General features: G+C 43.5%; 18 protein-coding genes. 4 read left to right on the top strand and 14 right to left on the bottom strand.

Annotated features, from left to right (window positions below; translation table 11 throughout):
- The first annotated feature begins 487 nt into the window (after positions 1–487).
- On the top strand, positions 488–1,222 hold the full coding sequence (locus MKY93_RS01380; RefSeq protein WP_009766497.1) for an MBL fold metallo-hydrolase: 735 nt from the start codon (positions 488–490) through the stop codon (positions 1,220–1,222).
- Positions 1,223–1,265: 43 nt separating this feature from the next.
- Here MKY93_RS01380 and MKY93_RS01375 read toward each other — a convergent pair whose 3' ends face one another.
- The 11 genes from MKY93_RS01375 to MKY93_RS01325 form a co-directional block, all read right to left on the bottom strand.
- Positions 1,266–2,096 (bottom strand): undecaprenyl-diphosphate phosphatase, encoded by an 831-nt coding sequence (locus MKY93_RS01375; RefSeq protein ID WP_040758646.1) that lies wholly within the window; start codon positions 2,094–2,096, stop codon positions 1,266–1,268.
- 277 nt (positions 2,097–2,373) lie between these two features.
- Positions 2,374–3,006, bottom strand: a complete 633-nt coding sequence (locus MKY93_RS01370) for a response regulator transcription factor (RefSeq protein WP_078817575.1) — start codon at positions 3,004–3,006, stop codon at positions 2,374–2,376.
- Positions 2,981–4,027: a sensor histidine kinase gene (locus MKY93_RS01365; protein ID WP_340757972.1), complete on the bottom strand. Its 1,047-nt coding sequence runs from the start codon at positions 4,025–4,027 to the stop codon at positions 2,981–2,983. The genes MKY93_RS01370 and MKY93_RS01365 overlap by 26 nt, the downstream gene beginning before the upstream one ends.
- A complete protein-coding gene (gene liaF / locus MKY93_RS01360) occupies positions 4,024–4,725 on the bottom strand; it encodes a cell wall-active antibiotics response protein LiaF (RefSeq protein ID WP_078817577.1) in 702 nt (233 codons plus the stop codon). Before liaF ends, MKY93_RS01365 begins: the two co-directional genes overlap by 4 nt.
- Positions 4,726–4,775: 50 nt before the next feature.
- Positions 4,776–5,408, bottom strand: a complete 633-nt coding sequence (locus MKY93_RS01355) for a hypothetical protein (protein ID WP_078817578.1) — start codon at positions 5,406–5,408, stop codon at positions 4,776–4,778.
- Between the two features lie 14 nt (positions 5,409–5,422).
- Positions 5,423–5,773: a lmo0954 family membrane protein gene (locus MKY93_RS01350; protein WP_078817579.1), complete on the bottom strand. Its 351-nt coding sequence runs from the start codon at positions 5,771–5,773 to the stop codon at positions 5,423–5,425.
- A gap of 211 nt (positions 5,774–5,984) precedes the next feature.
- Positions 5,985–6,446, bottom strand: a complete 462-nt coding sequence (locus MKY93_RS01345) for a DinB family protein (protein ID WP_078817580.1) — start codon at positions 6,444–6,446, stop codon at positions 5,985–5,987.
- Between the two features lie 69 nt (positions 6,447–6,515).
- Complete coding sequence (locus tag MKY93_RS01340; RefSeq protein ID WP_078817581.1) at positions 6,516–6,866, bottom strand: hypothetical protein; 351 nt, start codon at positions 6,864–6,866, stop codon at positions 6,516–6,518.
- A gap of 155 nt (positions 6,867–7,021) precedes the next feature.
- Positions 7,022–9,229 carry a sensor histidine kinase gene (locus MKY93_RS01335; RefSeq protein WP_176132533.1) on the bottom strand — a complete coding sequence of 736 codons (2,208 nt, stop codon included), beginning with the start codon at positions 9,227–9,229 and terminating at the stop codon, positions 7,022–7,024.
- Entirely contained in the window at positions 9,226–9,408 is a 183-nt protein-coding gene (locus MKY93_RS01330; protein WP_176132534.1) for a hypothetical protein, read from the bottom strand. The genes MKY93_RS01335 and MKY93_RS01330 overlap by 4 nt, the downstream gene beginning before the upstream one ends.
- Positions 9,386–10,075: a response regulator transcription factor gene (locus MKY93_RS01325; RefSeq protein WP_078817583.1), complete on the bottom strand. Its 690-nt coding sequence runs from the start codon at positions 10,073–10,075 to the stop codon at positions 9,386–9,388. The genes MKY93_RS01330 and MKY93_RS01325 overlap by 23 nt, the downstream gene beginning before the upstream one ends.
- Before the next feature lie 213 nt (positions 10,076–10,288).
- Here MKY93_RS01325 and MKY93_RS01320 point away from each other — a divergent pair, with 213 nt between their 5' ends.
- On the top strand, positions 10,289–10,474 hold the full coding sequence (locus MKY93_RS01320; protein WP_221837734.1) for a hypothetical protein: 186 nt from the start codon (positions 10,289–10,291) through the stop codon (positions 10,472–10,474).
- A gap of 91 nt (positions 10,475–10,565) precedes the next feature.
- Positions 10,566–11,027 carry a GNAT family N-acetyltransferase gene (locus MKY93_RS01315; RefSeq protein WP_340757962.1) on the top strand — a complete coding sequence of 154 codons (462 nt, stop codon included), beginning with the start codon at positions 10,566–10,568 and terminating at the stop codon, positions 11,025–11,027.
- 78 nt (positions 11,028–11,105) lie between these two features.
- Here the strand turns inward: MKY93_RS01315 and MKY93_RS01310 are convergent, their stop codons facing one another.
- A complete protein-coding gene (locus MKY93_RS01310) occupies positions 11,106–11,288 on the bottom strand; it encodes a hypothetical protein (protein WP_009766511.1) in 183 nt (60 codons plus the stop codon).
- Positions 11,289–11,445: 157 nt separating this feature from the next.
- Between MKY93_RS01310 and MKY93_RS01305 the strand changes: the two genes are divergently transcribed.
- Complete coding sequence (locus tag MKY93_RS01305; protein WP_078817585.1) at positions 11,446–11,931, top strand: QueT transporter family protein; 486 nt, start codon at positions 11,446–11,448, stop codon at positions 11,929–11,931.
- A gap of 144 nt (positions 11,932–12,075) precedes the next feature.
- Here MKY93_RS01305 and MKY93_RS01300 read toward each other — a convergent pair whose 3' ends face one another.
- A complete protein-coding gene (locus MKY93_RS01300; protein WP_078817586.1) occupies positions 12,076–12,561 on the bottom strand; it encodes a flavin reductase family protein in 486 nt (161 codons plus the stop codon).
- A gap of 43 nt (positions 12,562–12,604) precedes the next feature.
- Positions 12,605–13,153, bottom strand: coding sequence for an FAD synthetase family protein (locus tag MKY93_RS01295; protein ID WP_245799485.1), 549 nt, complete (start codon positions 13,151–13,153; stop codon positions 12,605–12,607).
- Positions 13,154–13,170: the final 17 nt, after the last annotated feature.

The raw sequence follows: 13,170 nt of genomic DNA, 5'->3' as shown, positions 1-13,170 counted from the left end.
ATTTTCCTTATTATCGCATGGATGAAGCAAAAGTGAAAGGTGGCGCATAGAGGCGACAGGCATAAGACGGACTGGACTTGAGACGCTTTTTGCCTCATGACCAGGCTGATTTATGACCCGAGACCCTGGATGAAGCAAATGTGAAAGGCGCCGTGTGGCTACGACAGACGTTTCTCATCCACTCAATCAATAGAAACACACGGACGAACCAAAACACTCTCAAACCGCGCCAAAGGGCTACCTAACCGAACCAATCCATTGACGCTCCGCACCATAGTCTTATCGTAACGAGCCAATTCTCCTCTCAAACGCTCCAAACTGACTGCGAACCGCACATTTCCACCACTATGAAAGCTTTGACTTATGATCCTACAATATATGTTAAAAAACCATTAAACAATTCCACTATTTCTCAGTCTCAATTGCAATCCAAATACAACAAAGGATACACTTATAGAGATCAACCAGACGAACAGGAGGAATTCCCATGAATATTATCCCTCTCGGCATTTGGGGCGGCTACCCAAAAGCAAATAGCGCCACATCTTCCTTTCTTCTCGAGCATGATGATTTTCATTGCTTGGTAGATTGCGGCAGCGGCGTGTTGGCCTCACTTCAGAACTACATAGCGCTTGACCAGCTTGATGCAGTAGTCATCAGCCATTATCATGCCGATCACATCGCGGATATCGGCAGTTTGCAGTACAGTCGTTTAATTCAGTATTATTTAGGACACCCGTCTCCCGCCTTGCCGATTTACGGACATGCTAAAGACGAAGAACAATTTGCCAAGCTAACGTATAAAGAGCAAACGCACGGCATTGAAATTTCGGAGGAGCATTCCGTACAAATCGGACCTTTTACTGTTTCATTTTGTCCAACCGTTCATCCAGTGTATTGCCTCGCAATGAAATTTACTGTTGCAGACAAGTCCGTAGTTTTTACGGCAGATACAGAATGGGCAGATCAACTCGTCTCATTCGCAAAAAATACCGATCTGCTGATTAGCGAAGCCAATCTATATGAAGAGCATATCGGCAAATCGCCGGGCCATCTAGCCGGCAGTCAGGCAGGAAAACTCGCGAGTGAAGCAAACGCCGGACAACTTGTACTCACTCATTTGCCGCATCACGGTGACCTGCAGGATATTTTACAAGCAGCTCAAACTACATTCGCCGGGATAGCAGAAATTGCGGAAGTCGGAAAATTTTATAGCCTATGACGTAAAAAAACGACCTTGCACAGCGCAAAGGTCGTTTTCTCTCTTATAAAAACACAATCACCGCTAAAATAATAGCTAAGACGATTCGATAAATCGCGAACGGTACCAATTTAATTCGGGAAATTAGTTTCAGGAAGAAACGGATCGAGATGAGCGAGAAGATGAATGCGCTCAAAAATCCAACAACATAAAACCAAATATGATCCATCGACATATACTCCCAGTTTTTCAGCACCGACACTAAACTTGCACCTGCCATGATCGGCACCGCCATGATGAACGTGAAATCTGCCGCAGTCCGGTGATTCATCCCGAATAAAACGCCTCCGGAAATCGTCGCGCCTGAACGTGAAAACCCTGGCCATAACGAAAGACATTGAACGAGTCCGACAGTGAATGCCTGTTTGTATGTAATTTGATCCAACGTCTGTACGCGCGGGTGTTTTGGTCCGAACCGATCCGCCGCAATCATTAACAACGCACCCGCCACTAAAGCAATAATGACCGTTTCGACTCCGAATAAATAATCATCAATCAAGTCCTTGAATGCAAACCCAAGAATAACAGCCGGCAACATCCCGACAATGACATGAAGCAAGTTGAAACGTTCACTCATCTTGACGCCGTTCTCCACATTGTACAAACCTACAAGACTAAATAATCGTTTCCAAAACACGACGACAACAGCCAAAATCGAACCAAGCTGAATAACGATCTTAAATGTAATCGCCGGGTATTTCCCCAAAAACTCTTCCGTCTTCAGCCACATATCATCGACAATGATAAGATGGCCTGTCGAGGAGACCGGTGCAAACTCCGTCATTCCTTCTACAAATCCTAAAATTAACGCTTTAATTAAATCGAATAATTCCATTTGACTCTCTTTCCGTGAAGGCCGCCCTTCACCTATTCTATTTTCTATTAAATATAACACTACCATGACGCCTGAATCAGTGGATAAGTTTCATTCAATTAATTATCCACATGTGAATACTTTTCTTCTTTAATCTGTCCAAATGTAGTTATACACATTAACTGGTGGATAGATTGTGGAAAAGTTCGTAATTTCTGATTACTCAGCTTATCCTTTGATGGTTATCCACATCTCATTTTATTCATTCATATGCTTCCCTGCTCAAAACTAGTACGAATCAGTCTACTAATTTCTTCTGAAACGCATAAATGACCGCTTGTGTACGGTCTTGAACTTCGAGCTTTGATAGAATATTGCTGACATGCGTCTTGACTGTTTTCAGTGCAATGAACAATTCATCGGCGATTTCCTGATTGGATCTGCCCTTCGCCAGCAATAATAAAACTTCCAGCTCGCGATCTGTCAACTCCTCGTGCAATTCGTGAGTTTGACCGCTGCGCATCTTGTTCATCATCTTTGATGTCACTTCCGGTTCCAACACAGTTTGCCCTTGCATCGTTTCCCTAATTGCATCCGCCACACGCTTTGCATTAGACGTCTTCAATATATAGCTGACAGCCCCTGCTTCGAGGGCTGGATACAATTTATCATCGTCAAGAAAGCTCGTGACGATAATCACTTTTGCTTCCGGCCACTTCGCAATGATGGCGGCAGTTGCTTCGGCTCCGTTCATCACAGGCATGACCATATCCATCAAAATGATATCCGGACGCAACTCCAGTGCCTTTTCTACTGCCTCTTGACCATTTTCGGCTTCCCCGATCACTTCTATGTCAGGCTGCATTTGCAAGTAGGTCGATACTCCGATGCGCACCATTTCATGATCATCCACTAGCAATACTCGAATCATCTGCCATCTCCCCTTTCTGAATTGGCAATTTCACTTCCACAATCGTTCCTTGAGACGGCACTGAAACAATCTTGCAGCTGCCACCGATTTCAATTGCTCGCTCTTGGACATTTTGTAGTCCATACGAACCGCCCTTTCCATCGTCTTGCTTAAATCCGACCCCGTTATCCTGCACACGTAAAATGGCCAGATGATCTCGTTGAATCAATAACACTTCTACTTCCGTCGCCTTTGCATGTCTTAGCGTATTCGACAGGGTTTCCTGCGCAATTCGGAATAAATGATCCTCTGCTCCTTTTGAGAGCTCCATATCTTCCAAACGGTAACGAATATCAAACGTCACTTTTTCCTTCAATTCATGTAATAATTCTTCCAAACCTTTTGCGAGCGTCTGATTGTGCAAGGCAGCCGGGCGTAAATGCAGCAGTAAAGCGCGCATTTCGAGCTGGGCCTGCTGTACAATTTTCTCTACTTGCAACAATGGTTTTTCAATTTGTGAGCCTTCTTCCGCTTGCTCCGTAATGGCGGACAGTAACATAGAAGCAGCAAATAACTGCTGAGAGACCGAATCATGAAGCTCTCTCGCCAGCCGTTGCCGCTCTTGGACAATTCGTTCTTGAATGATCTTATCCTGCGCCTCGACCCGTTCATCCGTAATGCGCCGCAGGCTGTTGCGCTGTGCGTCAAGAACGTCATACAATTGCCCAATTGAATGATTGGTTTGTTTGTTCATCTTTTTCGAAGGAACGAACTCCTGCTTCGAGTAAAGATTCTCCAGCTTCTTCGTGATGAAATTCTCTTTTGCGCGGCTATTGGAAGTCATCCACCCCGCAATGACTAAACTGACCACGAAAATGGTCATCAGCAGCCACGCAACTAACGGCATATCCGCCGCTTCTGTCGTGAGCAGCAACTCTCCATACTCCTCTAACGACAAATTGATGAATACATAGAAGAAAACAGCGACGAGTCCGCTAAAAAGCAGTGTCAGGGAAATTGTACGACCTATCATTGCTTTCATTTCCTGCGCACCTCCACATCGCCAATCCATGTAAATAGGGAAATAATCAGCTCTGGATCATTCGGCTGTTTCGTTTCATAACCATCCTTTACTTGCAACGCTTCATTCAGCAAACGCTTCGGTGCTTGCCCGAGTACACATGCCTCGCCGTAAAGAGTGGCGTAATGGATACGCACCGGGATATCATACGGCAGCTCAATCGTTATTTTACCGACACTTTGACGGATGGAAATGAAAGAAGCTCCTTTCGGCAACACCGTATCCGTCACATCGACATGAATATTCCCGAAGAATCCTTGCATATGCACATCTTCCCACTCATACGTCGAAAACGGAGTGGATTGGACAGAAAATAAGCGATTTTTCCATAAACTATCCGACGCGCCGTCCCTTGGCGTGCGAAGTGACCCGAAAATTTCATTAGAAGGCGTGCCTTTCCACATCTTCCACAGCACATACAGCACGACACCCAGAATTAACATTCGCAAACTCCACAATGTCAATAATGCGATTGCTATAAAAAATAGACCGGTGATCGCTGTCCACTTTTCTCTTTTTCGATAACCATAGTAGATAAATCCTCCACCGAGAAGGAGGAAGATGAAGTTACCGTTTGAAAAGAACACTGCTTCCACGAACACAAGCGCCAGAAAACCGAGCACGAATATCGCAACTTTATTGGAGCTTTCGCTATTCATTTCATTCTCCCCCTTCTCGATGGAGGAAGCCCAATGCTTCCTCCTCTAGTTTACACAATTTCCTGCGATTTTGCGTTGTTTTTTTCTAATGAATCCAAACGCTGTTCCATTGAAGAAGCAGACTGTGTCGTACGTGTCGTTCCTCCAAGATTTTCAATATACGTATGCAAATCATCAAGCGATGAAAATATATTTTCTGGCGTGACAAAACGATTCATCTTCTCATCTGCCCGCTTCACATTCTCTTTGCCCATTAATTGCAACTGACGAACACGCATATCTTTTACTCGATGCTTCATCTCTTCGAACTTTCTCTCTAATGAAAGCAGCTCTTGCGTCGCCTCCTGAATACTTGCAGACAACCGCGCCACACGTCCTTCATACGCTTCAACTTCAGATTTTGCGAATGAAATCAGTTCCTCTTCACCCGTCGCTTCTGCCAATTCCAGCTGACGGCGACGCTTCATAGCCATCAAATCTGCATCTTGCCGTTCATTTTCCAGTTCTTCTTTCAAACGACCTTGCCGTTCGAGCAGCTTACCGATTTCTGCCGTTTGCTGTTGTGCTTCCAAAAAGTATTGATTCAATTGTTCAAGCGGGTTTTCTTTCCCATTCTTTTTTTCCATCAAACTATTCAAATCTTCCTGTACTGTATATTTTAGACGATGCCAGAATGCGTTCATTGTCCATCTCTCCTTTACTTAGTAAGTTCATCCCATTGACGTTCAAAGTTTTTAAACGGATCATCCGATTCAGTGATAATGTCCGGATTCTTATCCCGCTCATTCCACTTCCGCCACACATAATACATCCCGATCAACGCGATGATTCCAATGAATGCCGGTATATTCGAAACCGAGCTGATCAAACTGCAAACCAACACGATCATCCAAAACACTTTTGCAAACGTCGATTGACTCTTTCTCCAGTAATGAAAACTGAAAAAAGCAATCACCCCTGATATGGCAAGTGCGATCATTGGTCCAAGATTCGCCACCAACGTTATGCCTGCTATGATGCCGAGCACCACTAGTCCAAATTTTTTCATGTTTACGTCCTCCCTTCATTTGTAACTCTAGTTTATAATGAATTCCTCATCTCACCGAGGGTCCCATAGCGGATTTCTTGCTCAGACTTAAGGCTGAGGGGGAGGTAAGACCTGATTTGATAGCGTAGAAGATCAGTTCGGCGCGGTTCACTCATCCATTTTCATTTTTCCGCACAAAAAAACAGTCAGAACATTCTCTGACTGTCTGCATTCATCGGCTTGCTCGTACTAATCCATCAATTAATCCGGCGTGAATTCCTTCATGCCATGTATTAAATCGGATGACATCATCAACTGTTTTCATCGTCAGCAGATCACCGAGAGAGATTGGTGTCTCGAGCACATGACCCAATTTGCTCTCTCCTACTTGTGAAATCCGTTGTCCTTGTTCTTTCAACGCCGTGATTAATTCATCGGCAGACGGCGGAGTGCCTTGCCAAGTCGATGGACTGCTGCCTGTAGCAAAAAACGGAAACCACTCGGAATGGCTCGGTTCATATTCATTCAATGCCTGACTTAAAAAGTGCTCTGCAGATACATAGATGTGCCCCGCATTCCAACGAATCGTATTGGAAAACCCGTCGGGATGAGTGTCCCATGCACCCTCATTTGCTTTCCTCAGCAAACCTAATGTGTATCCTCTTGCTAGACCTGCTTGTTGAATTGCTCCCATTTCATCCACCCTTTCACTTTTCTCTATTATATCAATTTAAAAACAGCCGCGCATGTCAGCGGGCTGATGTTAAGACTGATCGTTCGTTTTGTTGATTGTTTTATGTTCGTTCCATTGATTATGCGCTTCATGGTTATATTTTCGGTTAAATTCTTCCTGATCACCAAAAGGAAATTGTTCGCCCGGCTTCAGGTCATGATAATTTTGGCTCGGCGATTTATTTTGACTGTAAGCGGATGGTTGATGTTTACCTGTATCGTCTTGTGCATTTTCTCGGAATACCGCAGTGGAATCTGAATCGGCTGGATCTGCTAACGGAAGTTCGTCTGTAGCTGACACCCTCTTGCCATTATGAATTTCATCTTTTACTTTCGGCTCTAAATCTTTCTTGTTAGGATATTTACCGTCAACGATTGTCATATTACCATTCCTCCCTTTCATGCCATCTGTGCATTCGATATAGAGACTGCACATCCTACATATACCCCTATTCGTCAAAAACTAAACTTTCTCCTTCACTAAACTAAAAATTCAGAGAAAAACAGGAATTTCCGCCTGTCTTTCCCTGAATCCATTTACCCAGCCGCAATTTCAACCGTCACCTTGAATAAATCACCGTCGACTTCGACATCCATCTTGCCGCCATGTAACTCGACAATCGATTGGGCGATTGCCAACCCAAGACCTGAACCTTCCGTCTGTCTTGATTCATCGCCACGCTTGAATCGTTCGAATAATTCATCGGTGTTGTCGCCAATTTCATATTTCGCAATATTTTTCACCGTAATTCGTGCTTGGGTGCCGACTTTTTGAAGATTCACATACACTCTCGTTCCCGGCAGTGAATATTTCAGCGCATTGATAAGCAAATTGTCTAGCACGCGCCACCATTTCTGCCCATCGACCATAACGAAGATCGGCACTTCCGGCAACGTAATCCGAACATCCAAATTCGATTCCGCAAAGTCTTCCGCATGCTCTGCCAACGCCTGATGCATCAACTGATTCAAGTCCACGCGCTGCTTTGTTATCTCCAAATTACCGCTTGCCATCTTCGATACTTCGAACAAATCCTCGATCAGCGTTTTCAACCGCTGTGATTTCTGATCCAAAATCGCAACATACTTCGCCCGCTCCTCAGCAGATAACGTTTCATCCTTCAACAAATCTGTATACGTAATAATAGAAGTCAGCGGTGTCCGCAAATCGTGGCTGACATTCGTGATCAGTTCCGTTTTCAAACGTTCACTCTTCGCCTGTTCATTGATGGAAACCCGCACACCTTCACGCAAATTGTTCAAATTCGCCGCATGTTTTGCCAGCGGAGACCTTCCTTTGACCGGAATCGCTTCTGTGTAATATCCTGCCGCCATCGCATCTGTTGCAGATAAAATTCGGTTTAAATACGCCCCTCTGCTGGCGAATAAAAACAATACAGGAAGACCAAGAAAGAAGACACACGCCACATAAATCAGGAAAGTAAATCCACCCAAAAAGAGTCCGACAAAACCGACACCTGCTAAAAAGAATCCAATTAGCAAAATGAATAGCTGGATGCCAACCGTCCGATTACTGAACATCCCGACTACGTTTTGTAGAAAACTAGCTGTATAACTTTCACGCCACGCCTGTTCCGCATAGCCCGGCTGACGCAATTGCTCAATTAAATGGACTACTTGGAATGCTAGAAGTGCTGTAAATAATACACCGAATAACAGAAAACTTACAATCATATTACCGGCTGTCCCGAGTGTAAAGTAAGTGAACTGATTCAAGCTACGATAGATTTCAGATTGGATATAGGTACCGAGCACAAGTACAGTGAGCAGCAAAATAGCAGCTTTGAAGTCTATCCGCAAGCGAGCATAGACAGGAGTAAACCGTGAGAACAGCACCCACTCTCGTCGGAATCGCACCACAGTCAACAAAGCGACCAGCGCCAGAATGCCAACTACCCAAAACGCATACATGCTGTATTTCCCACGTGTAAAAGCTTGGCTTTCTTCATACAAGCCGCCTGACGCTAACGCCTCTTTTGGAACAATTACGGTACCTTCGAAAAATTGAGGTTTATTACTGATACTATTAAAATCGTCATGTGAAATGTTCACAGCAGCATCGCCTTCGTACCAGGAGAAACCATTATTATTGACATCATCCATGAATGATTCTGCTTTTAAATAGCCGTTCGCTTCATTAAACTTCTTTTTATAGGCAGCTGCTGCACCTATATTGCCTTTTTTGAAACGCTCTCCTGTATCGATATTCACAAGATCATAGGATATCGGTAGATTATTTGTACGCCTATTTCTCTTTTCTTCCTCATACAGCGCCAATTGCCGAGCTTTCTGTTTGAGAATTTTATCTTCTACATGCTCATCGCTTTCAAAGTTCTGCTGGATGTCCTCTAGCTTTGTATCCCGCTCTTTCACTAAAGCCAGCAATAACGTCTCATTATTTTCTGCCTTCGCATTCGCAATTCGTTCGGCGTATTGCTCTTGAATATTACTCAATTGCTCCGACAGTGTTCCGTACAAATTGCGATACTCTTCAATTTCCTCCTTAGTAACAGGAATCTCTTGCGATGCTTTTTCAAGGTCTATCGGATTCAGCACAGTAGCACTTAAGTTTTCATATGTCCGTTCCATCTGCCAAGAAAAGTTCTCTTGGTCGATAACCGACTTCCCCACCAGTTGCTGCGCATAATGAAAAATGGACGGTAATGAGATCAGGACAAGCGTAACGAGCGCCGACCAAATGCCTAACTGTATTTTTCTATTCATTGGATCGTTCCTCCTCTTACAATTCGTCCGAAGTAATCGACAGCCACTCCTAGGCGTTCCCATCCATTTACGAAGAAATCAACCGCAAATGACGCACAATAGACTAAACTGATGACTGCGAGGGCAATGGCAACGAGTGACAAGCCTACTCCACTTTTATTTTTCGATCTTGTATCCAACGCCCCACACCACCTTCACATACCGAGGATTTTTCGGATCCGCTTCTATTTTCTCCCGGATTTTCCGGATATGCACCGCGACGATATTTTCCGCGTTATACGCTTCTTCGTTCCACACACGTTCGTAAATTTCATTAATTGAAAACACGCGTCCTGGGTGCTTCATTAACAGCTCCGTAATCTTATATTCGATCGGTGTGAGCCGAACCGGTGTCCCATCCACCGACAGCTCCTTCGCCTCTTCATTCAGGACGAGTCCGTCGACTTCAATCATTTTTTGCACATCATATGTCCCAAGTTGCACATAACGCCTAAGTTGTGACTTTACACGCGCCATTAGTTCAAGCGGATGAAACGGCTTCGTGACATAGTCATCGGCACCGACTGACAAACCATGAATTTTATCGGAGTCCTCCGCCTTCGCACTCAACATGATGATCGGGATATTCCGCGCTTCCCGAATCTTGAACGTCGCCGTAATGCCATCCATATTCGGCATCATAATATCTAAAATAAGTAAATGCACTTCATTAGAGGCGAGCAGCTCTAGCGCCTGGCGACCATCCTCCGCTTTTAGCACATTATAGCCCTCATTTTTCAAATAAATTTCAATACCTTCTCGAATTTCCTTATCATCATCGGCAACCAACACTGTAAATTCCGCCACTTCCTTCACCCCATCTCACTAATAACTCAATTCTACCACCCAACTCTTAACAAAGAAGCAGGATAAATATGAAGAAAATCTTAAGGTTTCCATAAGTAGAATATACAGCTACTCATTAATCTGTTTTAACGGTCCTAAATCCCTCAGTCCACTCATAGCCATCGTATAATCCCTATAGAAAAGACCACACTTCTATAATGGAGGTGAACGACAATGCCGAATAAAGATAAGCGTAAACAAAACGACAAGATGAGGGAAGAGTACGGCTATGGTTATGACCTGAGTCCGGATGACCTTGATGTGATTGGACAAAATGACGCAGCAAAGAAAAACAATGCCAATTCCCAAAAGGATAAGAAGCGCCTACAGACAGGTGACGATTACACTACCAACCCATAAACCTTGGACAAGCACCCATCGCTTTATAAATGGGTGTTTGTCATTTACATAAGCAGCAGAAGGAAAATCAACACACTATGTGGAATAGTAAATGAAACTAGTAAAGAAGGTGAGTTCATTGAGCACACTAACCATAAAAGAACTCCAGTCAGAAACTGAAATTTTACAGGCCTTCCCTGTCATGAAACAACTGCGAGGCCACTTGGATGAACAGGAATATCTCAAATTAACAGCAGAAGCACGCGAAAAAGATCAGTATCGCATGTATGCACTATACGACCAAGAAGAACTTGTTGCAGTCACCGGTTTCAAACCGATGATCACACTATATTACGGAAGATTTGTTTGGGTTTGCGATCTAGTAACCGATGAGACAAAACGGTCTGCCGATGGTGAAGCGCTGCTAACCTACATTCACGAATGGGCGCGAGACAATGACTACGCAAATATTGCTCTTTCATCAGGACTGCAACGGCACGACGCGCATCGTTTTTATGAGAATAAAATGGACTATGATCGTGTCAGTTATGTATTTAAGAAAAATCTTTTTTAGAAACGCAATAATTATCACGCACAAAAAAAGGTTGTCCAGAAGTCATTTCCCAATGAACTGCCAGACAACCTGAAATTTTTAATCCCGTATTTCCTGATAATCCCTCTGATACGTTCCTCCGTCTTTCACTTCCGCATGATACAAAGCTTTCAAGGCGAAACTTTTCTCTAGTTCATGCTCTTTCATGATGGCCTTCAACTGTCGGTTTAACTCTGGGCTCTGTTTTACGAGCTTTACCATTTTAGTTTGCGAGTATTGCATGAAAAATTCCTCCTCTTCTCTTTAGTTACTTTAGTATACCACGCAGACCTTCAAAACTAAGTGAAGAACGGTAATAGACCGTCCGCCTAGAAAAAAGTGCCACTTGTCAGGTATACTGTATAAGGTTTTCTTATCTTCACTTAAAGGGGTATTCTGAATGAATGTTAAAACACTTGCGATCAGTGGAATTATTGCTGCTCTTTATACAGCCGTTACGTTGGCCATTCTTCCATTCGGCTTTACGAATGTCCAATTCCGTGTTTCGGAGATCTTCAATCATCTCGTGGTCTTTAATCCACGCTATATTTTTGGGGTCGTAGTCGGAGTTTTCGTCTCCAACTTATTACTGTCAGAACTCGGACCGATCGATCTGGTTTTTGGTGTTGGTCAATCTGTACTCGCATTATCGCTGACAATTCTCTTCTCTCGCTTCACGACCAATTTATTGGCACGAATGATTTTCAACACCTTTATCTTCACGACCACCATGTTTTTAATCGCTTGGGAATTAAACATCGTGCTTCATCTTCCATTTCTTTTAACTTGGTTATACGTGGCGATTGGAGAATGTGCAGTCATGATAATTGGAATTCCGATTATGCAGGCTCTCAATAAACGGTTGCAATTCGGAAAATTGATTTAACCTCATTTTCAAACTAACGAATACACTCCTTGCACAAACCTAACTGCTCATGTCTACAAGACTCAGAGCCCTCGTTAACTCCATTACCGCTATGTTGAACACAAGAAAAAGCTTCGTTCTTTAAATAGAACGAAGCTTTTTAGATCATTTGGATACATTCTCCAACGAAGCCTGGCTAACTAGAGAAGTGAACTTTCCTGAGTAGTATATTAATGCATCCTTATCTTGATACTCGAAGTTCTCCACTTTACCTACGAATATAATATGGTCCCCACCATCATATTCAGCCCATGGTGTACATTCAATAAACGCAAGCGACTCCTCAAATCTTACGGAATGTTCACCTTCCGTCCAACTAAAGGGCTCCTGTTCTTTTGGACGCCCCGCAAAATGCATGGCGACATCTTCTTGATGGCTTGCTAAAATATTTACCGTAAATGGTTTTGTATGTAAATGTTGCGCCGCTTTTGCCTTTCTGTCCACGGAGACCAAAACTAAAGGCGGATCCAATGAGACGGATGTAAATGAGTTTGCCGTAATGCCATGATGCTGGTTGTCAGTTTTACATGTTACCACGGTTACCCCCGTAGCAAAGCGACCCATACAATTTCGATACTCTCGACTATCCATTTATATAACCCCCCAACTAGTTGCAAAGCATTCTATGTCAGACCTATTCATTCGTTAACTGTCTTCCAAGCAAGCAATAGGCCTGGTCTGCCTCGTTACCTTGAAACAATTTGCGAATCCTTGTAGACGAAATAACTTCTCCTTTGGAACATCGAACAACTGGTTGTTCGAATGTCTTGCTAATCATATTTAAGTCCTGTGTTGTTCCGCTTTTGCCTTTTCCAAAATAAAAATTCGGACCTACCCATATTTCTTGCGGATGTATTTTCCTCAGTTCAACCAAAAATTCGCCGACACTTCGAGAAGCATAATGCTCATCGAAAGAAGCTACTATGGTATAATCCACACCCATATTCCGTAAAAACTTCTCTTTTTCCGCAAAAGGAGTTAAAAGTGATTGATTTTGAAAATACACTTTGGGCGGTGGATCAAATGTATATACAACGAATGGTACTCCATATATTTCCGCTCTCGACTTTGCCCGATTAATTAGTGCTTGATGTCCAAGGTGCAGCCCGTCAAATGCACCGATTGTCATGATTGATTGTGGTAATTCTAGTTCGCCATCTCGATATACTTTAATGGGAAGCACCTCATTTCTGGTTGTAT

It is taken from the genome of Sporosarcina sp. FSL W7-1283 (genome assembly GCF_038003105.1).
In the GTDB taxonomy this organism is placed as follows: Bacteria; Bacillota; Bacilli; order Bacillales_A; family Planococcaceae; genus Sporosarcina; species Sporosarcina newyorkensis.
Note: the sequence above shows the minus strand (reverse complement) of the source record. Positions and strands in the feature narration are given on the sequence as shown.